The 22030-nt window shown below is 71.6% G+C and carries 23 protein-coding genes; 9 read left to right on the plus strand and 14 right to left on the minus strand.

What is annotated here, in order from left to right; translation table 11 throughout:
* Window positions 1–49: 49 nt before the first annotated feature.
* Entirely contained in the window at window positions 50–595 is a 546-nt protein-coding gene (locus ACLQ2U_RS22550; RefSeq protein ID WP_425752766.1) for a YciI family protein, read from the minus strand.
* Between the two features lie 536 nt (window positions 596–1131).
* Here ACLQ2U_RS22550 and ACLQ2U_RS22555 point away from each other — a divergent pair.
* Window positions 1132–1956 carry an ATP-grasp domain-containing protein gene (locus tag ACLQ2U_RS22555; RefSeq protein ID WP_425752723.1) on the plus strand — a complete coding sequence of 275 codons (825 nt, stop codon included), beginning with the start codon at window positions 1132–1134 and terminating at the stop codon, window positions 1954–1956.
* Window positions 1957–2200: 244 nt separating this feature from the next.
* Here the strand turns inward: ACLQ2U_RS22555 and ACLQ2U_RS22560 are convergent, their stop codons facing one another.
* From ACLQ2U_RS22560 to coxB, 10 genes are all read right to left on the minus strand, one after another.
* A complete protein-coding gene (locus ACLQ2U_RS22560) occupies window positions 2201–2848 on the minus strand; it encodes a DUF885 family protein (RefSeq protein WP_425752724.1) in 648 nt (215 codons plus the stop codon).
* 205 nt (window positions 2849–3053) lie between these two features.
* Window positions 3054–4829, minus strand: a complete 1776-nt coding sequence (locus tag ACLQ2U_RS22565; protein WP_425752725.1) for a cytochrome b — start codon at window positions 4827–4829, stop codon at window positions 3054–3056.
* Window positions 4826–5689: a ubiquinol-cytochrome c reductase iron-sulfur subunit gene (locus tag ACLQ2U_RS22570; protein WP_425752726.1), complete on the minus strand. Its 864-nt coding sequence runs from the start codon at window positions 5687–5689 to the stop codon at window positions 4826–4828. The genes ACLQ2U_RS22565 and ACLQ2U_RS22570 overlap by 4 nt, the downstream gene beginning before the upstream one ends.
* A complete protein-coding gene (locus ACLQ2U_RS22575) occupies window positions 5686–6489 on the minus strand; it encodes a c-type cytochrome (protein WP_425752727.1) in 804 nt (267 codons plus the stop codon). Before ACLQ2U_RS22575 ends, ACLQ2U_RS22570 begins: the two co-directional genes overlap by 4 nt.
* Before the next feature lie 3 nt (window positions 6490–6492).
* The gene (locus ACLQ2U_RS22580) at window positions 6493–6885 is read right to left on the minus strand and encodes a c-type cytochrome (RefSeq protein ID WP_425752728.1); all 393 of its coding nucleotides are present in this window, start codon (window positions 6883–6885) and stop codon (window positions 6493–6495) included.
* Entirely contained in the window at window positions 6882–7796 is a 915-nt protein-coding gene (locus ACLQ2U_RS22585) for a cytochrome c oxidase assembly protein (protein ID WP_425752729.1), read from the minus strand. The genes ACLQ2U_RS22580 and ACLQ2U_RS22585 overlap by 4 nt, the downstream gene beginning before the upstream one ends.
* Entirely contained in the window at window positions 7784–8188 is a 405-nt protein-coding gene (locus tag ACLQ2U_RS22590) for a hypothetical protein (protein WP_425752730.1), read from the minus strand. The genes ACLQ2U_RS22585 and ACLQ2U_RS22590 overlap by 13 nt, the downstream gene beginning before the upstream one ends.
* Window positions 8185–8814 (minus strand): cytochrome c oxidase subunit 3, encoded by a 630-nt coding sequence (locus ACLQ2U_RS22595; RefSeq protein ID WP_425752731.1) that lies wholly within the window; start codon window positions 8812–8814, stop codon window positions 8185–8187. The genes ACLQ2U_RS22590 and ACLQ2U_RS22595 overlap by 4 nt, the downstream gene beginning before the upstream one ends.
* Window positions 8811–10739 carry a cytochrome c oxidase subunit I gene (gene ctaD / locus ACLQ2U_RS22600; protein ID WP_425752732.1) on the minus strand — a complete coding sequence of 643 codons (1929 nt, stop codon included), beginning with the start codon at window positions 10737–10739 and terminating at the stop codon, window positions 8811–8813. Before ctaD ends, ACLQ2U_RS22595 begins: the two co-directional genes overlap by 4 nt.
* A gap of 17 nt (window positions 10740–10756) precedes the next feature.
* The gene (gene coxB / locus ACLQ2U_RS22605) at window positions 10757–11794 is read right to left on the minus strand and encodes a cytochrome c oxidase subunit II (RefSeq protein ID WP_425752733.1); all 1038 of its coding nucleotides are present in this window, start codon (window positions 11792–11794) and stop codon (window positions 10757–10759) included.
* Window positions 11795–11932: 138 nt separating this feature from the next.
* On the opposite strand from coxB, the gene ccsA reads away from it, so the two are divergent.
* The 5 genes from ccsA to ACLQ2U_RS22630 are packed head-to-tail and all read left to right on the plus strand — an operon-like array spanning window position 11933 to window position 16490.
* Window positions 11933–12691: a cytochrome c biogenesis protein CcsA gene (gene ccsA / locus ACLQ2U_RS22610; RefSeq protein WP_425752734.1), complete on the plus strand. Its 759-nt coding sequence runs from the start codon at window positions 11933–11935 to the stop codon at window positions 12689–12691.
* Entirely contained in the window at window positions 12688–13098 is a 411-nt protein-coding gene (locus ACLQ2U_RS22615) for a cytochrome c maturation protein CcmE (RefSeq protein ID WP_425752735.1), read from the plus strand. Before ccsA ends, ACLQ2U_RS22615 begins: the two co-directional genes overlap by 4 nt.
* On the plus strand, window positions 13088–15031 hold the full coding sequence (locus ACLQ2U_RS22620) for a heme lyase CcmF/NrfE family subunit (RefSeq protein WP_425752736.1): 1944 nt from the start codon (window positions 13088–13090) through the stop codon (window positions 15029–15031). The genes ACLQ2U_RS22615 and ACLQ2U_RS22620 overlap by 11 nt, the downstream gene beginning before the upstream one ends.
* Window positions 15028–15597, plus strand: a complete 570-nt coding sequence (locus ACLQ2U_RS22625) for a TlpA family protein disulfide reductase (RefSeq protein WP_425752737.1) — start codon at window positions 15028–15030, stop codon at window positions 15595–15597. Before ACLQ2U_RS22620 ends, ACLQ2U_RS22625 begins: the two co-directional genes overlap by 4 nt.
* Window positions 15594–16490 carry a cytochrome c-type biogenesis protein CcmH gene (locus tag ACLQ2U_RS22630; protein WP_425752738.1) on the plus strand — a complete coding sequence of 299 codons (897 nt, stop codon included), beginning with the start codon at window positions 15594–15596 and terminating at the stop codon, window positions 16488–16490. The genes ACLQ2U_RS22625 and ACLQ2U_RS22630 overlap by 4 nt, the downstream gene beginning before the upstream one ends.
* A gap of 47 nt (window positions 16491–16537) precedes the next feature.
* On the opposite strand, the gene ACLQ2U_RS22635 is transcribed toward ACLQ2U_RS22630, so the two are convergent.
* Complete coding sequence (locus ACLQ2U_RS22635) at window positions 16538–18178, minus strand: RecQ family ATP-dependent DNA helicase (protein WP_425752739.1); 1641 nt, start codon at window positions 18176–18178, stop codon at window positions 16538–16540.
* 225 nt (window positions 18179–18403) lie between these two features.
* Here ACLQ2U_RS22635 and ACLQ2U_RS22640 point away from each other — a divergent pair, with 225 nt between their 5' ends.
* Complete coding sequence (locus ACLQ2U_RS22640) at window positions 18404–18910, plus strand: GNAT family N-acetyltransferase (protein WP_425752740.1); 507 nt, start codon at window positions 18404–18406, stop codon at window positions 18908–18910.
* 334 nt (window positions 18911–19244) lie between these two features.
* Window positions 19245–19742 (plus strand): YcxB family protein, encoded by a 498-nt coding sequence (locus tag ACLQ2U_RS22645; RefSeq protein WP_425752741.1) that lies wholly within the window; start codon window positions 19245–19247, stop codon window positions 19740–19742.
* Between the two features lie 297 nt (window positions 19743–20039).
* Here ACLQ2U_RS22645 and ACLQ2U_RS22650 read toward each other — a convergent pair whose 3' ends face one another.
* Together ACLQ2U_RS22650 and ACLQ2U_RS22655 are read right to left on the minus strand one after the other, a co-directional pair.
* Window positions 20040–20615, minus strand: a complete 576-nt coding sequence (locus tag ACLQ2U_RS22650) for a hypothetical protein (RefSeq protein ID WP_425752742.1) — start codon at window positions 20613–20615, stop codon at window positions 20040–20042.
* Window positions 20616–20779: 164 nt separating this feature from the next.
* A complete protein-coding gene (locus ACLQ2U_RS22655) occupies window positions 20780–21196 on the minus strand; it encodes a hypothetical protein (RefSeq protein WP_425752743.1) in 417 nt (138 codons plus the stop codon).
* 339 nt (window positions 21197–21535) lie between these two features.
* On the opposite strand from ACLQ2U_RS22655, the gene ACLQ2U_RS22660 reads away from it, so the two are divergent.
* Window positions 21536–21847, plus strand: a complete 312-nt coding sequence (locus ACLQ2U_RS22660; protein ID WP_425752745.1) for a hypothetical protein — start codon at window positions 21536–21538, stop codon at window positions 21845–21847.
* Window positions 21848–22030: the final 183 nt, after the last annotated feature.

A 22030-nucleotide genomic window follows, 5' to 3' on the forward strand; every position in this document is an offset into this window, starting at 1 on the left:
GTCCATGCCCTGCCGACACGCTGGACCAAGTCCACAGCCAGCCCTCGGGTCATGACGGCCGCCCGCCAAACTGCCAGTTGTGCACCTCGATGTCGGCGTACCGGTCCGGGGTCAGCACCGCGCGCGCCTTGTCCGGATCCGGCGCCCGGACAAGCGCCGCCGTACCCAGCCAGGTGGCGCCGTCGTCGGACAGCAGCGGCCCGTACGCGATCAGCTCGTCCCGGTCGGGCGGCACCGCGAGGTCGGCGGCCTGCCCCGCGCCGAGGCCGAGCACCAGGTACCGGTTACCACCGGTCCGGCCTCCGGGGAAGTCCCACATGGTGCGGCCCAGCGTGTTGCGCCACCGGCGCAGCAGCACGTCCCGGTACACGCCGGCCTGATAGTTGGGCTCGTCGAAAGCGAACACGCGCGCGGCGGCGGGATCGGGCAGGTCGACGATGTGCACGCTGCCGGTGGGCGTGTCGCCGGCAAGGGTCGGGCCGCGAGCGATCATTTCTCTCGAGTAGCGGTCCATGTAGGACCAATGCTCTTCCAGCAGCTCGTCGCGCAGCGCCACCGCGCTGGGCCGGTCCCGGTGGTAGCAGAAGAACTCCATGCCCCAAAGTCTGACCTCCATGCCAGGCACCGACGCGGACGGGTACCACCCGGCCGTGTCACGGTCCCGGCAAGGTCGCAATATGTCTGATTGATCCAGGGGTGAGGCGGTCGACGCTCACGATCGGCGGCCATGAGCGGACGCCATCGAACATCAGCACAAGGCTGGGCGTGCGCGTCAGTTGCAAGTGCGTCCTAGCATTGAGATGAGCCTGCCCAAGGCGCGTCTACCCGGTAAGGGCGCGTCCGCGGTTGGAGAGGGTGGTAGCCCGTTCGAGCCGGGCCGGGTCCGAAGAGCCCCTGCGTTCGACGTGGGGGCTCTTGTTTGTCTCGCTATGGTCCGCTCACCTAACGACCGCCCGTCAGCAGCCAGATGAGGATGCTTCTGCTGTCCAGGAGCCGTCGTGTGCGGCGACGGCACAACACGCTGCGTTGCGCTCGCGGGGCGGTTCGAGGGCGGCAACCCGACCCTCCCTGTCGGCTGCGGCGAGGATAATCGGGCGACGGCAACGTGGCGGATCGCCAGAATCGTGAGTCATGACCATCGCCGTCCCGGTCGCCGACTTCCTGGTGCTGCCCCCGCGCCCCGACAGCACCGCCGAACTGCTTGCCGAATCGGCCCGGCGACGAGGCCTGGCAGTGGAGCCGTTGCCCAGCTCGGCAGTACCGGCCCGGCTGCGGCGTGCCGTGGGCGGGCATCTCTACGGCGGGCCCATCTTTGCGGGGGTGGTCGCCGCGGACCTCGACCTGGCCCTGCTCGAACCGGCCGACGACTGGCTGGCGCGGCTGCCGTACGAGTACACCCGCCGCGACATCACCCTCACCACCCTCGGCGAGGCGCGCTGGTCCCGTACGCCGATGTTCGTCAAGCCGCCCCGGGACAAGACCCTGACGGCCGGCGTCTACGCCGACGGCACCCGCCTGCCCGGTAACGAGCGCTACCCCGCCGGTACTCCAGTGCTGGTCAGCGAGATCGTGACGTTCCTGGTGGAGTACCGGCTGTTCGTCCTCGACGCCACGGTGCACGCCGCTAGCCGCTACGCCACCAACGGCCGGCTCGACCCGGCCCCCCTCGACGCCTGCGCGCACCGCGCCGCCGTGCTCGACTTCGCCGCCGGCCTGCTCGACGCCTGCGCCGACAGCCTGCCCAGCGCCGTCGTCGTCGACGTCGGTTTGGCCAGCAACGCCGACCGCGGCGACGAACACTGGGCCGTGGTGGAGGCGAACATGGCCTGGTTCAGCACAAGCTACGCCGCCAACCCCGACCAAGTCCTCGACGTGGTGCTCCGCGCGGCCGGACCATGCCACCGCCTGGCTCCCCGCGACCAGGCGTTCACCCGACCTCCAACCCCCGCCGGATAGCAGCCCTGCTCCCACGGCGACCAATATCGGCACCCAGAGAAATGCGAACCTCGATGTCGCGACTTGCGCTCATCGGTGCCATGACCGAGCGCTGTCTCGGTCGACCGACTGTGACGTTGCGTGACGCGCGGTCTGCGGCAGATCCGGACGTGGAAATAGACCATGACCGTGTTGATATACCAAGGTCGTACGCGCTGTTAAGTCTGGCCCTGGTTCAGACTGGTCGGACGTCGAGGACGTGCAGCTACAAGCGCGGTCCCTGGCTTGTTTCACCGCGGTGCACGAGTGGTGCGCGGTCACCCGTGAGGGCGGCCGTCAACTGATCCAAGCCCAGCGAACCCAGCTCCAGCGCCTGACGGTGGAATGCGCGCCGGTCGCCGGGGAAGGACGAGCGGCCTGCCAGCCACACGCGCTCACCCACCTTGTAGGCCAGCGCCTGCCCTGGCCGGCCCAGGTAACGCGCGAGCTCGGCGGACGCGTACGGCCCCTGGTGACAGCGGTCCCGCAGCAGCTTCAGCGCCGCGTCCGGCGTCCACAATGCTCTGTCACCAGACGACATCGGCAGCCGCAGGTGCAGGCCGATGTCGACCACAACCCGTGCCGCCCGCAGGAGCTGCATATATAGATACCCCAGTCGAGCACCCGGCTGTTCATAGAGCCCGAGCTCGTCCATGAACCGCTCGGCGTACAAGGCCCAGCCCTCCTGGCTACCGGAGAGCCCGCCGAGCAGGTTCAGCCGCTGCCCGAGGCCTCCCCGGCAGGCCTCGGAGCCGAGGTGGAGGTGGTGGCCGGGAAGGCCCTCGTGATAGGCGGTGCTGTAGGCGTACCAGGTGGGGAAACTCGCTGCGTCCTCGGGGAGGGACCACCCCGCCGGAGCACGCCACCTGGTCATGGGCCTCTCCGGTGGCGACTGGCGCCGACAGTGCGAGCTACTCAGCGAAGCCCGCGCGATGCTCCAGTGAACGCCGGATGACCACCATCAGGCCGAACCTGCGTACGACATCACGCCCGCTTCGCGAACGTGAGCGTCTCCGATGGTGGCAGGTGGGGCTGCTCGCGACCTTCGTCACGGCCCTTTGGCTGTCCCACCAGGTATCTCAGGTCCGCCCGGCACCGGTCGTCGCCTCGTCCGACGGCTCCGGCTGCGACGCGCGGTCCGTTCGCTCCTGCTCCTGTCGCCGGCGGACCCGCCGCCGGTCGACGAGCGCCGCCAGCAGGAGCGACCCGGCGGCTGCGGCGCGGCCCCACCGGCGCAGGGCGGCGCGGACCGGGCCGGGTGGTGGGGTCGGGGGCGGCCCGGGCACCACCACGCGGTCGACCCCGGGGTACGCGAGCCGGGAAGCCGAGACCGCCTCCTCCTCCGATTGCACGGCCCGGTTAGCGGTGATGACGATGTGCCGGGCCTCGTCCCGGTAGCGCCACCACCACAGGTCGCCCTCCGCCCACATTTCGATCCGCTCCCCCCTCCTGTCCCTGACGGGGACGTCCGACGCAGCGGAGCGACCCTCGCCGTCGGATCCAGGGGCCGCCCGCCGCGCCGCCCGCCTCAGGTCGGAGCGGGTGAGCTCGCCGATGCCGGCTTCGCCGCCGCGCAGCGCCCGCGCGACCAGGAAGGCGAGCAGCCCGGCGAGGAGCGGCAGGACGACCACCAGCACCTGGAACACCGACAGCAGGTCGTAGACGGGCACCCGCAGCAGCCGGGCGAGGATGTCGTCCCCCGCAGCGACAGTCAGCACCGCGTAGAAGGTCAGCGCGGCGACGCCGACGCCCAGCCGCGCGGGGTGGTCGCGGGGCCGGTCGAGCAGGTGGTGTGGTCGGCGGTCCTTCGTGCGCAGCCGCTCGGCGAACGGCCAGGCGTAGAGGGCGAGGAAGGTCAGCCCGCCGAGCACGACGCCGGGGAAGAACGGCGCCGGCACGAGATGCCCGGCGATGCGGAACTCCAGGGGTGGGAACAGCCGCAGGGCGCCGTCGCCCCACGCGACGTACCAGTCGGGTTGAGCCGGTGCGGTGGACTGAGCCGGTTCGAACGGGCCGTAGATCCAGACTGGGTTGATCTGTACCAGGCCGCCGAGGGCGAACAGCACCGCCATCACCCAGGCGAACAGGGCGAGCGTGCGCAGCGTGTAGCTCGGCCACAGCCGCGACCCGACCACGTTGTGCTCGGTCCGTCCCGGGCCGGGGAACTGCGTGTGCTTCTGCCGCACCAGGATGCCCATGTGCAGCGACACGAGGGCGACGAGGACGGCGGGTACCAGCAGTACGTGGCTGATGAACATCCGAGGGATCATCACGTCGGAGGGGAACTCCCCGCCCAGGGCCAGGGCGGCCAGCCACGCCCCGGCCAGCGGGACCGACTCCACCACCGAGGTGATGATCCGCAGGCCCAGCCCGGAGACCAGGTCGTCCGGCAGCGAGTAGCCGGTGAAGCCGTTGGCGAGGGCGAGGGACAGCATGGTCACGCCGATCAGCCAGTTGAGTTCACGGGGTTTGCGAAACGCGCCGGTGAAGAAGATGCGGGCCAGGTGCAGCACGATCGCCGCGACGAAGACCAGCGCGGCCCAGTGGTGGGTCTGCCGGATCAGCAGACCGGCCCGGACGTCCCAACTGATCCGCACGGTCGAGGCGTACGCGGCGGAGGTGGTGACGCCGTCCAGCGGGGCGTAGTCGCCGTGGTAGACCCGGTCGGCGGAGCTGGCGTCGAAGAAGAAGGTGAGGTAGACGCCGGTGAGGATCAGCGCGACGAACGAGTAGAGCGCGATCTCGCCGAGCATGAACGACCAGTGGTCGGGGAAGACCTTCGCCAGCGCTCGGCGGGTGATCGGGGAGAGCCGCAGCCGGTCGTCGAGCGCCCTGGCCAGCCGATCGGTGATCACGGCCGGCTCCAGAAGCCGGCGCCGGGTGGGGCGGTGAAGTCGCCGGTCGCGCGGAGGAAGCCGTCCGGGCCGACCTCGATCGGCAGACCGGGCAGCGTCCGCGCCGCCGGGCCGGCGACCGGCCTGGCGTCCGCCAGCAGGTCGAATGACGACTGGTGGCAGGGACAGAGCACCCGTGCGGTGCCCTTGAGGTAGAGCCGGACGGGACAGCCGGCGTGCGTGCAGAGCAGCGAGTAGACCACCACACCGTCGAGATGACCGCCGGAGGGCGGCCGGGAGAAGCGGGCCGGGTCGAGGCGGACCGCGAAGGCGGGCCCGTCGCCGGTGTCGAGGTGACCCTCCGGGAAGATGCCGACCACGGTGTCGGCGGGCACGTCCTGCGGCCGCAACGGTCGTCCGGCGGCGTTGACCAGCCGCACGCCCGGCCCCCACGGAGTGTCCTTGAGGTCCTGGACCGGGCGGGCCCCATGGAACGGCAGCAGGGAGCGCAGCGGGAACAGCGCGGCGGCGCCGAGCGCGGCCAGCGCCAGCCCGAGCGCGGCGAGCAGGCCCCGCCGTCGCACCGGGCTGTCCGGCGCGGTGAGCACCGCGGCGGTCATCGCCTGCTCCGCCGGGGTTGGGGCGAAGCCCTCGTGCTCCTCGACGTACCCGCCGACCGGCACGAGCCGCCGCCCCCAGACGGCGAGGCCCACGGCCAGTCCGGCGAAGGCCACCGCGAGGCAGATCCCCTCCCAGCGGGTGTCGCCGCCCAGGCTGTACGTCACCGCGAACCCCACCGCCCCTGCCGTGCTGGTCAGGAGCGCGGCGACGATCCGACGGCTCGCCGCCCGCTCGCTCGCCGAGGGACGCCGCGCGCTCATTCCCCTGCCCTCCTGCCCAGCCACCGGGCGGCGGCCACCAGCAGCGCCAGTACGGCCACCCAGGCGACCAGCCCCTCGGCCAGCGGGCCGAGCCGGCCGAGCGGGTTGCCGCCCCGGTCCAGCCGCTCGCTGCGCAGCCGCTGCACGTAGGCGGTCACGTCGTTGACCTGCTGGTCGTCGAGCACCTGACTGGGGAAGACCGGCATCAGCCCCGGGCCGACGCGGACCGCCTCGGCCACCTGCGTCGCCGTCGCGTCGTACAGCGGCGGGGCGGTCCAGCCGTCGGTCAGCGCGGCCCCGGCGCCGGTCGCGCCGTGGCACGGGGCGCAGTCGGCCGCGAAGATCTCCCGGCCGGAGGTCAGGTTCCCGGCCGCGACCCGGGGGATCTGCGGGCCGCCGCCACCGAAGCTGTCGACGTGGTCCACCAGTGCGGCGATGTCGTCGGCCGAGAACGCCGGTTCCCCGCGCCGGGGCTGCTGCACCTCCTGCGAGACCGGCATCCGTCCGGTCGAGAGCTGGAAGTCCACGGAGGCGGGGCCGACGCCGATCAGGGACGGTCCCCGCTGCGTACCCTGCCCCTGCTCGCCGTGGCAGCTCGCGCACTGCTCCAGGTAGAGCCGGGCGCCCCGGTCCCCGGTGATGGACGGTGGGGCGGAAGCGGCCGGCGCCGCGGACTCCCCGGGGGTTGGTGCGGAGGCGAGCGCCACCGGTCCTGCGGCGAGCATCAGCACCGTCCCGACCGCGAGGGCTCGGTGCGGGTGCGGGGCCGGCCGGCGGGTTGCCGCTCGTGAACGCCGCATCGGTCAGTCCAGGGTGTAGAGGTAGGCGGCGATGTCCTGCGCGTCGATCGCGGTGACGCCCAGGTTCGGCATGGCGGTGCCGGGTTCCACGGCCTGCGGATCGGCGATCCAGTGCTGCAGGTTGTCGGCGTTGTTGGGCAACTGGCCGGCGATGTAGGAGCGGGCGCCGAACCGGTTCAGGGGCGGGCCGACCAGGCCGTCGGCGCGGTTGACGCCGGGGATGGTGTGGCACGACCCGCAGCCGTACTGGGCGATCAGCTCCGCGCCCCGGTCGGACCGTCCGCTCCGCGACTCCGGTGGTGGCGGTGGGGCCGTCGAGGCGCAGCCGGTGACCGCGACGACCGGCAGGATCATGAGGGCCGCACCGAGCGCCCAGAGCAAGCGACGCACCATCATCGCGCCATCCCTTCCGTTCCAGCTCTGGTCGCCGTCGGGTGGGCCCCTTGGCGTACCGGTCCCCCGCGCAGGCCGTCGGGCCGGTCGCGGTCCATTCGCAGCAGCCAGCGCAGGAACACGGTCAACGTCACGACCAGCACGGCCAGGTCCATCGGCGCCCACATCAACAGGCCGGCGAGTTGCTGGTCGGCCAGTGGGTCGGCGCCGAACACCCGGTCCGGATAGACCGGTTGCGGGGCGAAGGTGAGCACGGCGCCGAGGGCCGAGGCGGGCAGCATGGTGCCGGCCAGCAGCAGCACCGTCACCGGGGCGGGCGCGCGGTGCCGTGGCGAGCCGAGCACCGGCGCCCAGAACAGCCAGGCCGTGGCCAGGAAGCACAGATGCTCGGTGGTGTGCACGGCGGGACGGTCGACTGCGGCGGCGTACGGCCCGGGCAGGTGCCAGAACCAGAGCACGACGCTCTGCCCGCCACCGGCCAGCAGGGCGTACGTGCTCGGATGGCGTAGCCGGCGCACCGGCGGCGCCACCCGGCAGCGGGCGAGCAGCCGGCGCAGCGGGAGCGGCGCGGCCATGGTCAGCGGCAGCCCCGCCGCGCCCGCCGCGAGCAGCGGCCCGGCCACCAGCAGGAGCAGCATGTGCTGGGCCATGTGCCCGGCGAAGGAGGCCTCCGCCAGGTCGTGCACCGGTCCCTGCTCCACGCCGAGCACCACGAGTATTCCGGCTCCGAACGCGCCGACCCGCCAGCCTGGGATGACCCGGCCGGGACCGCGTCGGGCCCACAGCTCCTGGACGCCGCGGCCGTAGCCGGCCGCGAGCAGGCAGACCGTGACGACCGCCAGCATGGTCAGCAGGCTCTCGGCCACCGGACTCTGACCGGGTTCGTGGGCCCGGTAGACGCTCAGCCCTGACATGGCGGCAGCACCAGCACGGCGACCCCGCCGAGCACGATGATCGTCAGGAACAGCAGGTTGAGCCAGACGCCCACCACGGCGAGCATCCTGGACCGGCCGAACGCCCGATCCTCGGCGCCCGCTGACTGCGCTCGGGCGGTGCGCCGCCACACCAGCGCGGCGACCGCCAGCGAGCCGGCGGTGAGCAGGGCCGGGATGACCACCGCCAGCCCGACGGCCGACCCGAGCGGTAGGGCGGAGACGCGCTCGGAGCCCGCGGCGCAGGTGAGTTCGTCCAGGCTCCAGGCGACGAGCAGGTGCACCGCCCAGGCGACGGCGCCACCGAGCACGCCGTACCAGAGCAGCAGGCCGCCGGTGAGGCGGGCCCGGGGGCCGGGTCGCGTGGTCGTCACAGTCGCGGGGAGAGGTAGATGGTGAACAGGATGGCGGCCCACACCGCGTCGACGAAGTGCCAGTAGATCGCGCCGTTGCGGACCCGTTCGTGGCGGTGGGCGCCGAAGCTGCCGCCGCCCAGGGAGGTGGCGAGCAGCCAGCCGATCATGGTCAGTCCGACCAGGACGTGCAGCCCGTGGAAGCCGGTGATCAGGTAGAACAGCGAGCCGTAGACGTCGGTGGTCATCGTGAAGTGCCGGAGCTTCTCGGCGTACTCGATGGCCTGCAGGGCCAGGAAGGTCACCCCGAGCACCATGGTGGCGGCCAGCCCGCACCGCAGTCGCCAGAGCTGGCCGTGCCGGCTGCCGCGTTCGGCCCACACCATGGGCAGGCTGCTGGGCAGCAGCACCGCGGTCATCACCAGCGGCTTGAGCAGCTCCGGGGCCCCGATGCCGCCCGGCGGCCATTGCGGGCCGTACTGGAAGCGGAGGTAGAAGTAGCTGCCGAGCAGGCAGGCGAAGAGGGTGGCCTCGGTGGCCACGAACATCACCATGCCCCACCAGCCGGTCGACCGGCCGACCGGCAGCTCGGTGCTCAGCGCCTCGGCGCCCGTGGCCGCCGCCACGACCCCGCCCCGACCCGTCATGCCGCCACCCCTGGTTCCTGGTCCGGGTGGCGGGGCGGCCAGAGCCAGACCGCGATCGTCGCGATGACCGCGACCACGGCGACGGCCGCCGCCGGGTACCAGGCGAAGAGCAGGGCGGTGAAGAAGATCAGCAGCGCGCCGGCGAGCACGAGTGGCTTCAGCGTCGACTCCGGCATCTCCACCGCACGCTCGCGGCGGGCGTCCAGCTCGCTGGTGAACAGCGTGCGGCGCCCCGCACTGAGGATGCGGTTCTCGGTGGCGCCCGCGCCGGTCGACTCGGCGGTCCGCTCGTCCCACACCGGGTGCAGGCTGTGCACCCGGGGCAGGACGGGGAAGTTGTACGGCTCGGGCGGCGACGCGGTGGCCCATTCCAGGCCGTCTGCGTCCCACGGGTCCGCCGGGGCGGGCCGGCCCCGGCGTACGGCGTGCGCCACGCCGACGAGCACGAGCAGCAGTCCGAGGGCGAGCAGGTACGACCCGGCCGTGCTGACCAGGTTCCACCCGCCCCAGCCGGGCTCGCTGGGGTAGGTGTAGATCCGGCGGGGCATGCCGAACAGGCCGTAGAGGTGCATCGGGAAGAAGGTGACGTGCATGCCGGCGAAGACCAGCCAGAACGCCCAGCGGCCCAACCCCTCGTGGTACATCCGGCCGGTGATTTTGGGCAGCCAGTAGTAGATGCCGGCGAGCATCGGGAAGACCGCGCCGCCGATCAGCACGTAGTGGAAGTGCGCCACCACGAAGTACGAGTCGGTGACCTGCTGGTCGAACGCGGTCAGCGCGAACATCGTGCCGGTGACACCGCCGAGCACGAAGGTCACGACGAAGCCGATGACGAAGAGCAGCGGCACGCGGATCACCAGCCGGCCGAGCAGCATGGTGGCCAGCCAGGCGAAGATCTGGAGACCGGACGGAATGGTGATGATCGTGCTGGCCGCGCTGAAGAAGCTGTAGGACAGCGGCGGCAGGCCGGTGGCGAACATGTGGTGCACCCAGACCCCGAACGAGATGATCGCGATCGCCACGATGGACAGCACGATCAGCGGGTAGCCGACCACGCCGCGCCGGGTGAAGGCGGGCAGCACGGCGGAGACGATGCCCAGCGCCGGCATGACGATGATGTAGACGTCGGGGTGCCCGAAGATCCAGAACAGGTGCTGCCAGAGCAACACGTTCCCCCCGGCCGACGGGTCGAAGAAGTGGGTGCCGAACCGGCGGTCGAGGAACAGCATCGCGTTGTCCACGTTCAGCGCCGGCAACGCGAAGATCACCATGAACGCGGTGGCCACGATCGCCCAGACGAACAACGGCACCCGATTCAGCGACATCCCCGGTGCGCGCAGCTTGAGCGCGGTGGCGATGAAGTTGATCGAGCTGGCAGTCGTCGAGATGCCGAGGAAGAGCAGCCCGAGAGCGTAGACGTCCATGTGCAGGCCGGGGGTGTTCTGCTCCGCGGTCAGTGGCACGTTGGCGAACCAGCCGGCGTTGGGGGCGGCGCCGAAGGGCAGGCTCGCCCACATGAACAGCCCAGCGAACAGGAAGACCCAGTAGCCGAAGGCGTTCAACCTCGGGAACGCCATGTCCCGGGAGCCGATCATCAAGGGGAGCAGGAAGTTGCCGAACCCGAAGAGCATCGGCGTGGCGAACAGGAAGATCATCGCCGTGCCGTGCATGGTGAACAGCTGGTTGTACTCCTGGGGCGACAGGATGCCCGCCTCGGGTCGGGCGAGCTGGGTGCGCATCGCCAGGGCGCTGAGCCCGGCGAGGACGAAGAAGAACCCGGCGGTGACCAGGTAGCGGCGGCCGATCCTCTTGTGGTCGACGGTGCTGAACCAGGCCCGCAGCGAGGGGCGCTCGCCCCAGTGTTCCGTCAGCCGCGCCAGGTCCTCCCGGCTGACGCCGGGCGACGGCGTGGTGGTCGTGGACATCGTTTCCCCTCCCCGACCTACTGCAGTGACCGCAGGTATGCGATGAGGTCGGGCAGCTGGGCGGCGTCGACCGGCTGTGCGGGCATCGCGTTGCCGGGCTTGACCGTCTGGGAGTTGACGATCCAGCCGCCGAGGTGCCCGGCATCGTTGGGCACCGCCCCGGCGCCGAGGCTCCACCGGGCGCCGACGTTCGACAGGTCGGGCCCCACCTGGCCCTGGGCGCCGGTGCCCCGCACCGCGTGGCAGGCGGCGCAGGTGCCCTGCACGAACGCCTGCTGGCCGCGGCGCTCGACCGCGGTGCGCGGCTGACTTGCCGGGGCGTTCAGGCGGATCAGCCACGCGTCGAAGTCGGTGCGGGGTTCCGCCACGACCAGGAAGGCCATGTGGGCGTGCTGGGTGCCGCAGTACTCGGCGCACTGGCCGCGGTAGCGGCCGGCCCGCTCCGCCTGCAACCAGGTCTCCCGGGTCTCGCCGGCGATCAGGTCCGTCTTCGGCATGAGCTGCGGCACCCAGAAGCTGTGCAGCACGTCGTCGGTGCGCAGGCGCACCTTCACCCGCTCCCCCACCGGGATGTGGATCTCGTTGGCGGTGGCTCCGGACGCCCCCTGGTAGCGCACCTCCCACCACCACTTGTGCCCGGTCACCTCCACGGTGGGAGCGTCCGGGCCGGGGTGGTCACCGAGCGCGGCGAGGTCGCTCAGACCCACCCCGTAGACGGCGACGAGGATGACGAAGGGCAGCCCGGCGCCGGCGATCGTGACGAAGCGCAACGGTTGCCCGTGGCGCACCCGAGCGTTGCCCCGCCGGAACACCAGCGCCCAGATCAGCAGTGCCATGACCTCGACGAACACCGCCGTGGAGATCCAGAACAGCAGCCACCAGGTGTCGGCGATCCGGGCCGCCCCCGTACCGGCGGGGTTCAGGGCGGACGGCGGGTTGCCGGCGCATCCGGCGAGCAGCGCCAGTCCGCACAGCGTCGTCAGCACCGGGCGCGGCCGGCGGCGCCGCCCGGCGGGTCGGGCCGCGCTCAGGGTCATCCCCGCTGTCGTGTCCACCGGGAGCGACACTAGGCGCTTCGGACCCCTTTTTGTCCCTGTTTGCGACTGATACCCCTACGAGTGCGCCCGGAGCGATTTATGGTGAAATCGCACTCGTTCATCCGCAAGCGCCCCTCGGGCGCGGACAGGGAGATCATGCGAGCCTCCACGGTGGACCTTGTCGCGGACACCGGCAGAGCGGCCGCCGGCCGCCGGACGATGGCCTGGCTCGCCGGTGGGCTCACCGCGGCGGCGACAGTGGCCGGCGGGTGGCTGGCGCCCCCCGACGAGGTGCAGGGCCAGGCGCAGCGCCTGATGTACCTGCACGTCCCCGCCGCCTGGGTGGCCTACGCCGCGTTCGCCGTCGTGCTGGCCGCCAGCGGGGCGTACCTGATCGGGGGCGACCTGCGCTGGGACCGGTTCGCCCGGGCGGGCGCGGAGATCGGGGCGGCGCTGACCGCCGTCGCGATCGCCACCGGCTCGCTCTGGGGGCACCTGGTCTGGGGGGCCTGGTGGGCCTGGGACCCTCGGCTGGTCAGCACCGTCCTGCTCCTGCTCGCGTACGCCGGCTACCTGGCGCTGCGCCGCGCGGTGGCGGAGCGGACCGGGGGGCGCGACGGAGGCGACCATCGGGTGGCGCGGCCGGCCGCGGTCGTCGGCGTGGCCAGCTTCCTGCTCGTCCCGGTGGTGCACTTCTCCGTCGTCTGGTGGCGGTCGCTGCACCAGCAGGCGACCGTGCTCGCCCCGCAGCGCCCGCCGATCGACCCCAGGATGGGCGTCGCCCTGCTGCTCGCCGTGGCCGCCGCGACGCTCGCCGCGCTCTGCGTCCTGCTGCACCGGGTGGTCCGGCTGGAACGCCGGCTGACCACCGACGCGTCCCCCGCCTCCGACCGCGTCCCGGTCCGGGTCGGATGATCCGTCGCCGGGCGGGCCGGACCGCCGTCGTCGCCGTGCTCCTCGCCGCCGGCGCGCTGCTGGTCATCAGCGCGCTGCGGGACACCCTGACCTACTACCGCACCCCGGGCGAGGTGCTCGGCGACCCGGACGCGACCCGGGAATGGGTACGCCTCGGCGGCGACGTGGTGCCCGGGTCGCTGCGCCACAGCGGCGACCTCGTGGTGTTCCGCCTCACCGAGGACGGTCACGAGATCACCGTCGAGCAGCGCGGCGTCCCGCCGGAGACGTTCCGGGAGGGCGAGGCAGCGGTCGTCGAGGGCACCCTGTCGGCGGACAGGGTGTTCCGCTCCGACCACGTCGTGGTCCGGCACGGCAACGAGTACCGGCCGTCCACCGCGCCGGCAGGGTCGGTAGATGCTCGGTGACCTCGGCACCGCGAGCCTCGCGGTCGGGCTGCTCTGCGCCACCCTGACCGCCCTGCTCTGGCTGCGGACGGCCCTTTTCGCCGCGCCCACCCGACCGGCCCGCCTCGCCACCGCCGCGACACTGGTCGCCGCCGCGCTCGCCTGCGGCCTGCTGGAGGCGGCCCTGCTCCGGCACGACTTCAGCGTCCGCTTCGTGGCGGAGAACGGCGGACGCCAGGTGCCGCTGTACTACGCGGTGACGAGTCTCTGGTCCGCCCTGGACGGGTCGCTGCTGCTCTGGCTGCTGATCCTCGCCGGATACGCGGCGCTGCTGGCCCACCGCAGGCACCCGCCCCGGCTGCACGCGTACGCGATGGTGGTCGTCAGCGCGGTGACCATGTTCTTCTTCGCGCTGTCCGCCTTCGCCGCGAACCCGTTCCGGGAGGTCAGTCCGGTCCCCACCGACGGCCCGGGACCGAACCCGCTGCTGCAGCAGCACCCGGCGATGGGGGTGCACCCTCCCCTGCTCTACGCCGGCTACATCGGCCTGGTCGTACCGTTCGCCTTCGCGATCGCCGCACCCCTGGCCGGCCAGCAGGGGCGGGACTGGCTGCGGGCCGCCCGGCCGTGGGCCCTGGCGGCCTGGGCGGCGCTGACCGCCGGTATCGGGCTCGGGGCCTGGTGGTCGTACGCGGTGCTGGGCTGGGGCGGCTACTGGGCGTGGGACCCGGTGGAGAACGCCTCCCTGCTGCCCTGGCTGACCGCCACCGCCTTCCTGCACGCCACCCTCGGTCGCGCCGCCGGCCGGGCCGGCTGGAACCTGACCCTGGCCTGCGCCAGCTTCGTGCTGGTGCTGCTCGGCACGTTCCTCACCCGGTCCGGCGCGGTGGCCAGCGTGCACGCCTTCACCGACTCACCACTGGGGCCGATGCTGCTCGGCTTCGTGCTGCTGACGGTCGTCGTGTCGACCGTCGTGACCGGATCCCGCCGCCCCGAACCGGCCCGCCCCAACAGCACACCGCTGCTGTCCCGGACCACGGCCGTGCTGGTCAACGGCGTGCTCCTGGTGACGATCGCGGCGGTGGTGCTGATCGGCACGATCTTCCCGCTGCTCTCCGGCCCACTCGGCGGGGTGCGCACCTCGGTCGGACCCGGCTACTACCAGCGCACCGCCGTACCGCTGGCGATCGCGGTGCTGCTGGTGATGGGGGCGACGCCCGCCCTGCGGGTCCGCGACCGGACGCAGGCGCTGCGGCGACTCGCCGTACCCGGCGGCGTGGCGCTCGCCACCGTCGCCGTGGTGGGACTGCTCAGCCGACCCGGCCCGGCGACGCTCACCGCGTTCGGCGCGGCGGCGTTCGTGCTCACCGGCCTGACCGCGGAGCTGCTCGGCCGGCTACCGCCGTCCAGCCCGAACCGGAGACCGGGCAGGCTCGCCGGGCTGATCGGGCACGCCGGGATCGCCCTGGTCGCGGTGGGCGTCGCCGGGTCCTCGGCGTACGGCCAGGACGCCGAACGGACCCTCCGCACCGGAGAGGCCCTGCGGGTAGCCGACGTGACCGTACGCCTGACCGGGGTGGACCGGGCCGTCGGCAGCGGCGGCATGGCGGTGCAGGCGCGACTCCGGCTCAGCGAGGCGGACGGCGCGGAGCGGACCGTCACGCCGGCCCTGCGCTACCACCCCGCCCGGGACACCGCGGTCACCGTGCCGGCGATCGACACCGGGCTGCTGCGGGACACGTACGTGACGCTGATCGCGGTCGCCCCGGACAGCGGCAGCGCCACCATACGGCTCGCGGTGAACCCGCTCGTCGGGCTGCTCTGGGCCGGCGGCGCGCTGACCGCCACCGGGGGACTCCTGGCCGCGATCGGCACCACCCACTCCCGACGCCGGCCGCACCGGGACGTCGCCCCGCCATCTCCTGACCCGATCGCCGTCGGGGCCCCGAGATGATCAGCCGCGGAGCCCGTCCACGACTACCGCGCCCGCTGCGCACCGGCCCCGCGCTGGTGCTGGCGGTGACCGTCGCCGTCGGCGCGCTGGTCGCCCTCGGCCTGCGGTCGCCTGCCACGCCGGCGCCCGTCGGCACCGCCGGTGTGACGCCCACGCCGGCCCCGGCGCTCTCCGGCGCCACCCTGGACGGTGGCCGGTTCGACCTGGCCGACGCCCGCGGCCACGTGCTGCTGGTCAACGTCTTCGCCTCCTGGTGCGGCCCGTGCCGGGATGAACTGCCGCTGCTGGTCGAAACGGAACGACGGTGGTCGCCGCAGGGACTACGGCTGGTCGGGCTGAACGTCCGGGACGGCACCGAGGCGGTCCGGGCGCTGCTCGACGAGACCGGCACGCGCGGGCTGACCGTGCTGCCGGACCCGGACGGCACCCGGTCGGTCGACTGGGGCGTACGGGGGGTGCCCGAGACCTTCGTGGTGGACCGCGACGGCCGCATCGTCGACCGGCAGCAGGGCGTGGTCACCCGGCAGTGGCTGGAGCAGCGGGTGGCGCCGCTACTGGCCGGATGAGGTGGCCCGCCGCCCTGGCGGCACTCGTCCTCACGGCCCTGACAGCCGCGGCCGGCGTGGGACTGGTCCGGTCGGCCGGCGACACCGGCCAGGAGGACCCAGTCCGCGCGGTGGCCGCCGGTCTGCGCTGCCCGGCCTGTCAGGGCGAATCGGTGGCGGACTCCCGGTCGCCGATCGCGGCGGCGATGCGGCAGGTGGTGGCGGACCAACTGGCACAAGGGCGGGACCGCAACGAGATCCGGCAGTGGTTCGTCCAACGCTACGGCGCGGAGGTGCTGACCGATCCACCAGCCCGCGGCGCGGAACTGCTGCTCTGGGCCGTGCCCGCGTTGACCCTGCTGGCCGGCGGCTACGCCGCCCTGCGCACGCTGCGTCCCCGCGCGACGTCGACCGCTCCCACCACAGCGGTGCGGCCCGCGCCGATCGGCCGGGCCGCTCGCCGGGCGTGGCGGGCCGGGTCGATCGGTCTGGTGGCCCTCGTGGCGTCGGTGGCGGTCGCCGCCGGCCGTCTCGACCGGCCCTCGCAGCAGTCGCCACCGGCCGACCCGGTCGCGGTCGCCGTGCAACTGGGCCGCGACCTGGAGACGCAGGATCGGTACGACGCCGCGGCACAGATGTACCGGGAGGCGCTACGGGACCGGCCCGACGACAGGATCCGACTGCGGCTGGCCTTCGCGCTGCTCCGAGCAGGCGACAGCACGGGCGCGGAGCAGACCGCGCGGGACGTGCTGGCCCGCTCTCCGGACTCCCCGGACGGGCTGCTCGTGCTGGGGCTGGCGCAGCGCGGCAGTCGTTCTGCCGAGGCGGGACGCACCCTGCGACGCTTCCTGGCCGTCGATCCGGAGCACCCTGCCGCCGGGGAGATCAGTCGTCTGCTGGCCACCGGCCCGTGACCCCTGGCGGAGCGCCCTGGGCCGAAGCACCTGCGTCTGTACGCGCCTCAGCGGCGGTTCGCCTCGAGTGCCAGCAGGCCCTGCGCCTGCACGACGGAGACCGAGAGGGTCTTGTAGCCGACATCGTCGAAGAGCACGGTCATGCGGTCCTTCTCGTACCCGAGGACCATGCCTGATCCCCAGTTGGCGTGTCGCACGGTGCTGTGCAGCGGGTAAGGTCCGTCGTCCGGGAGCACCTCAGAGGTGCCGCCCTGGCAGTTGTCGCAGTGCCCGCAGGGGCGGGTCAGCTGCTCTCCGAAGTAACCCAGCAGCGACTGCATGCGGCAGCCCCGGCTCTCGGCGAAGCGGCGCATCATGTCGGTGCGGGAACGCTGTCCGGCCTGATAGCGGGCGTACTCGGCCAGCGCCTCCCGAGCCGCCTGGTCGGGCAGGGGTGCGTACCGAGCGACGCTGAGTTCACCCCTGGGCCCCGTCGCCACCGCACCGACCTGCTCAAGCAGGCTGATGTGGCTGGCGACCTTGCGCTGGCCCAGGCCGGTGACCTTGGCCAGCGCGGTGCGCGTCACCGGGCCGTTGTGCAGGACGGCTGCGACCGCTCGCAACTCGTCCAGTTCAGGGGCGCCGCCGTTGAAGAAGCGTTGCAGGGCAATGTCCTCGGCTCGGTGGAGCAGCAACGCCCGGGCCGGCTCACCGTCGCGCCCGGCCCGCCCGATCTCCTGCAGGTAGCTGTCTGGTGAGTCGGGCAGCGCCACATGTGCCACCCACCGGATGTTTGGCTTGTCGATGCCCATGCCGAACGCGGACGTGGCGACAATGATCGGCAACCGATCGGCGAGGAAGTCTTCGTGGCGGCGGTGACGCACCCATGCCGCCATGCCACCGTGGTAGGCCTGTGCGGGGAAGCCCGCGTCGGACAGCCGGACGGCGAACTGCTCGGCAGAACGCCGGGTCGGCACGTACACGATGCCGGGCGGGTCGGCCTCCTTGAGCAGGGTGAGCAGCCTGCGCCAGCGATAGTCCTCGCTGGGGCAGTGCGTGGCCGCCACGAAGAGGTTCGGGCGGTCCAATCCGGATAGCACCAGCCGCGGCTTGCGCATGCCGAGCCGCGCGATGAGGTCGTCGCGCACCGGCGGCGATGCCGTGGCGGTCAGCGCCACGACCGGCGGGCGGCCCAGGCCGCGGATGAGGTGGCCGATAGTGAGGTAGTCGGGGCGGAAGTCGTGTCCCCACGACGAGATGCAGTGCGCCTCGTCAACCGCGACCAGCGCCGGACGCAGCGCGCGGACCTCGGCCAGCCGCTCCGGCGAACTGAGCTGCTCCGGCGTGATGAACAGGAACTTCGCGGCCCCCGAGCGAAGCTCGGCCAGCGCCGTCGCCTGCTTGCTCGGGCTCTCCGCGGAGCTGATCCGAACCGCCCGCAACGCCGGATCGCCCCGCTCGTTGAGGTTGCCGATCTGGTCCTGCTGCAATGCCAGCAGCGGTGAGATCACCACCGTGGGACCGCGCAGCAGCGTAGCGGGGACCTGGTACACCGCAGACTTCCCGCCCCCGGTGGGCAGCACGACCAGCGCGTCACGGCCCACCAGCAGCGCGCGCATCGCCCGCAGTTGCGCAGGGCGCAGCTTCTGCCAGCCGAAGTGTCTACGGGCGGCGCGGCGAAGCCGCAGGGAGCGAAAAAGAATCATCATCGCCGGGCATGCTAACCAACTGCACCGACGGACATAAGATCATCCCAAGACCCTTCGTACGCCTCACCCGGCGGGTCCGACGCGTTGCTGTCAGGCGTGCTCTGCGGCTCTTGTGCTGGTCCCCGGTCCGGATGGCGTTACGTTGGCGTCGGTCTGTGATCACCGCGCGAGCCGGCCGGGGAATTGACTAGCGGCCCACAACCCTCCTCAGGAAGGCTGCGTGACATGATCGAATTGCGGACACTGACGCCAGAGGACTGGGCGGTCTGGCGAGAGCTGCGGCTCGCCGCATTAGCCGAAGCCCCCTCTGCGTTCGGTTCTCAGCTTGCCGACTGGCAGGGCGAAGGTGACCGGGAGGAACGGTGGCGCGCCCGGTTGAGCATCCCGAACTCCTACAACGCTCTTGTGGTGCTCGACGGTGAGCCGGCCGGTATGGCTAGCGGTGTGCCGACCAGTGAAAAGTATGCCGTCGAGCTGATCTCGATGTGGGTTGCTCCGGCGGCAAGGGGACGAGGCGTTGGGGATGAACTGGTCCGGGCGGTAGAGCGGTGGGCTCGCCAGGCGGGCGCCGAGGCGTTACGGCTCGCCGTAGCAGAGGGCAATGAGGCAGCCACCGAGCTGTACCAGCGGAACGGTTTCACCGACACCGGAAAGTTCGGCGACACGATGCCCGACGGCGTGCGCCGAGAGCACCTCATGGAGAAGATCCTCTCCACCACGCTCGATAGGTAGCCAGCACCGGGCAGCCGCTGGCCGTAGCCGGTCCCACTGCCTGCGCGCTGCTCGCCCTCCCACACCGCCAGGTCGTAACTCATGCTTGAGGGTTTGCCGTCTGGCCACGGAACGGGCACCGCCCACTGCCTTGCAAAGATCAAGACCGCTGTCGGCCGGAGCCGGTGACTGCCCTTGACCTGGCCGTCCTGTCGCCGCCCGTCGGCCTGAAACCGCATGAGTCGACCGGCCTGGCTGTACGGATGGCTGTACGGCGGTGTCATTGGTGCCAAGATCTCCGTGCACGCCGTCGCATGCCCCGCTGATGTTGGGGCCGGTGTTGGAGGGAACGCTCATGGAGATCCGGGTCAACAAGCCGTTCGATGCCGCCCGGCTGCTCGCTGACCTGCGGATCATCTACGGCGACACGCTGCACGTCACACGATCTTTCGCCGTAGCCGCTGTGGCCGTCGGTGCTGGCGGTGGAGCCCTGCTCCTGACCTTGTCCGGCATGAGTGGTCTCGTGGTTCTCCTGCTGGCGCTGGCGGCCTACGGCGTCTACCTTGGCCTCGGCAATTCGCGATCTCTGCAGCGGGCAGTGTCCGACCTGCCTGAGATCTGTCAGCACGAAGCGCTCCTCATCGTGACCGAGGACCGGATCATCCAGGAGCACCCTTCGATCCGTAGCGAGATCCTGTGGACGGCCATCACCCGTGTCGTAGAAACCGACACCGGCTGGCTGCTGTTCTACGGCTCCCGACACGCGATCTCCCTGCCCAAGGAAGGCATGGGCGAGGACCAAGAGGTGCAGTTGCGGGCGTTCCTCGCCACACGTACACCGGTGGCTGCCTGAGAGGTGGAACGCCACCGGACGCCGCCGACCTACGCATTACGAGATCAAATTGCCCACCCCGGTCTACCTGCTTGGACCCCGCCTGGCCTGCGCAAACCCCTCTCGTCATCTCTCAGCGCCAGCGGTCGAAGGTCGACCTCTTGAGGACTGGATGAGGACTGCGGCAGGCGAGTGTGCAGGGAAGCGGACATAGACGCACCGTAGAGCGCACGGTGCAGGGCGGTCACCGGAGCGAGGGTGACCACGCGCGGGCGGCGAATCGTCTCGTCACCTTCCCCGGGACCGCTGGTGGGCCTGCTACAGCACCACCGGGAGGGGTTCGATCCAGCAGCTCGCCACGTGCGGCTCGACCAGTCGCTTCGCCTCCTCGGCGTCCGTCTCGGTGAGGAAGACGCCCAGGTTGTGCCGGCTCCGGCGGTCGTCCTGCTCGGTCACCGCCGTGAGCAGGTGCACGTAGCGGTGCCGCTCCCGGCGTACGCCCTCCGGCAGACCGGCGAGGAACGCCTCCGCCACCTCCTGCGGCGAGGCAATGTCGAACTCACCGCCGACTCCGGTGAGCGGCTTGACCGGCCACACCGGGTCGTACGCGCTGAACCTGTTGAAGAACCACGGCTGCAGGTCCGACAACACGCCTCCGCACCATCCGACGGCAACGGTGACGACGTAACCGGTCACCCCCTCGCTCTCCAGCATGAGCACGCGGGCCTCGCCCTCGCGGCACCAGTCCGAGATGTCCCGGTCGATCCGCGCGGCCTCCTCCTCGGTCGCGCACCGGATCACCAGGCCGCGGTACGACGCCTGCATCTGCACCGCGTCGACCGGGTTGAACAGCACCTCCGTCGTCGTGGGAAGGCGGTGGTCAGCGCCAGGCATTGCGCCTGCCCGCAACAGCAGCTTGGGAATTGGACAGGATCGGGTCGGGGTGCGGCGTTCCGCGTTGTTGGCCTAGCCGCTCGCGGCCTGGGTTGGCCTCTAGTGCCACCACCTTGTGGCCCGTGGATGGCCCGCCATCCGGCGCGAGCGAGAGCCGCGATCGACTACTGAGTGAGCTTGGTCCGTTCGTAGTGGGTCCTGAAGTCGAAGAAGCACAGGCCGTCCACCGCCACGTCGTTAGCGATCTCTTCTGCGGTCCACGGATGGTCGGAGTAGTCATCCATTGCGATGCCGCCTTGAGCGAGCAGCGTCAACGTCAGACGGCGGACCTCCGCTGTCCCGTCAACTCGGCCCGAGACATCGATCTGAAATGCCCAACTGGGTCGCTGGCCGCAGGCCCGGCTCAGACCCCGCACGGCCTCCGGCTCCCAGTCCCGGTACAGGCAGTCATCCTCGGTCGTCAGCTCCACGTACAGGCACCCGTCCACCAGCCACGGATGTCTCTGGCCAAGGGACAGATGGTCGAGCAGAGCAACGACGGCGGCCTGCTCGATGGACGGGAAGACGAAGACGCCGCGCACGTCAAGAGCGTCGCACAAGTCAGCCGATCTGACGGGATCTCCGCGGTTGGGCAAGCTCGTCCCTGCCCACGTTCTCCACCCGGTCAAGGCTCGGCGAAGGCGACCGCGCATCGCCTTGGTCTTGAACTCACGGGAAGCCGTTCCGGTGTTCATGCTGGTCGAGCCAGAGGGCTCGAACACCTAACCTCTGCCTTGCAAAGATCACGCGCCCTGTCGGCCGATGTCGCTCCTCGCCGCTGACCTACAGCGCTCGTCGGTCCGTGCCGCTCTCCTCCGGTCCGCGTCTGCCGGCTTGGCTGTACCAATGGCTGTACGGGGACCCTCGTCTATCCTGCCGGCGTGGCTACCCCAACCGATGCTGACGACTGGCAAGCGGTCGAGTCCGTGGCGGACTTCGTGCGCTTCGCCGAGCTACTCGCGGAGGAGTATGCGGAGGACGAGCGCCAGGTCGAGGCGCAGCGAGCCGCAGGGCACCTGCTCGCTGAAGGTACCTGGGCACAGGGAACGCCTGGAGCCTGGATGGAAGCTCTCGCTGCATGGATGGTGGGTCGTTACCTCGACGCCGGGAAGGCTGATCTGCGTTCCGAGATCGAGCCGCCCAGCTGGCGTACGTTCGCCTACTTGCTGTCCGCGTCCCGGCTGTACGAGTAATGGTTTAGGAAGTGTGGACACCGCCGGATCTCGCGCGGAGGTGACCTGGGTTGACCTGCGCCCTCCCGCCGGCTGGCACGTCCAAGAGCTGACCGTCGTTGACCGTCAGCTCCCATGCCAACGGGCACGCAACGGGCACGGCGACCGAGGTTTATGAGATCAAACCGCCCGTCCCGCCGACCC

It is taken from the genome of Micromonospora sp. DT47, from assembly GCF_049844475.1.
GTDB lineage: Bacteria > Actinomycetota > Actinomycetes > Mycobacteriales > Micromonosporaceae > Micromonospora.

Coding starts and splice junctions, on each gene's coding strand:
- ACLQ2U_RS22575 (WP_425752727.1), bottom strand. CDS start 6,489: ATGCGGCGTTCACGAGCGGCAACCCGCCGGCCGGCCCCGCACCCGCAC.
- ACLQ2U_RS22580 (WP_425752728.1), bottom strand. CDS start 6,885: ATGATGGTGCGTCGCTTGCTCTGGGCGCTCGGTGCGGCCCTCATGATC.
- ACLQ2U_RS22635 (WP_425752739.1), bottom strand. CDS start 18,178: ATGATGATTCTTTTTCGCTCCCTGCGGCTTCGCCGCGCCGCCCGTAGA.
- ACLQ2U_RS22595 (WP_425752731.1), bottom strand. CDS start 8,814: ATGACGGGTCGGGGCGGGGTCGTGGCGGCGGCCACGGGCGCCGAGGCG.
- ACLQ2U_RS22550 (WP_425752766.1), bottom strand. CDS start 595: ATGGAGTTCTTCTGCTACCACCGGGACCGGCCCAGCGCGGTGGCGCTG.
- ACLQ2U_RS22645 (WP_425752741.1), top strand. CDS start 19,245: ATGGAGATCCGGGTCAACAAGCCGTTCGATGCCGCCCGGCTGCTCGCT.
- ACLQ2U_RS22555 (WP_425752723.1), top strand. CDS start 1,132: ATGACCATCGCCGTCCCGGTCGCCGACTTCCTGGTGCTGCCCCCGCGC.
- ACLQ2U_RS22640 (WP_425752740.1), top strand. CDS start 18,404: ATGATCGAATTGCGGACACTGACGCCAGAGGACTGGGCGGTCTGGCGA.
- ACLQ2U_RS22570 (WP_425752726.1), bottom strand. CDS start 5,689: ATGAGCGCGCGGCGTCCCTCGGCGAGCGAGCGGGCGGCGAGCCGTCGG.
- ctaD (WP_425752732.1), bottom strand. CDS start 10,739: ATGTCCACGACCACCACGCCGTCGCCCGGCGTCAGCCGGGAGGACCTG.
- ACLQ2U_RS22560 (WP_425752724.1), bottom strand. CDS start 2,848: ATGACCAGGTGGCGTGCTCCGGCGGGGTGGTCCCTCCCCGAGGACGCA.
- ACLQ2U_RS22615 (WP_425752735.1), top strand. CDS start 12,688: ATGATCCGTCGCCGGGCGGGCCGGACCGCCGTCGTCGCCGTGCTCCTC.
- ACLQ2U_RS22650 (WP_425752742.1), bottom strand. CDS start 20,615: ATGCCTGGCGCTGACCACCGCCTTCCCACGACGACGGAGGTGCTGTTC.
- ACLQ2U_RS22620 (WP_425752736.1), top strand. CDS start 13,088: ATGCTCGGTGACCTCGGCACCGCGAGCCTCGCGGTCGGGCTGCTCTGC.
- ccsA (WP_425752734.1), top strand. CDS start 11,933: ATGCGAGCCTCCACGGTGGACCTTGTCGCGGACACCGGCAGAGCGGCC.
- ACLQ2U_RS22625 (WP_425752737.1), top strand. CDS start 15,028: ATGATCAGCCGCGGAGCCCGTCCACGACTACCGCGCCCGCTGCGCACC.
- ACLQ2U_RS22585 (WP_425752729.1), bottom strand. CDS start 7,796: ATGTCAGGGCTGAGCGTCTACCGGGCCCACGAACCCGGTCAGAGTCCG.
- ACLQ2U_RS22630 (WP_425752738.1), top strand. CDS start 15,594: ATGAGGTGGCCCGCCGCCCTGGCGGCACTCGTCCTCACGGCCCTGACA.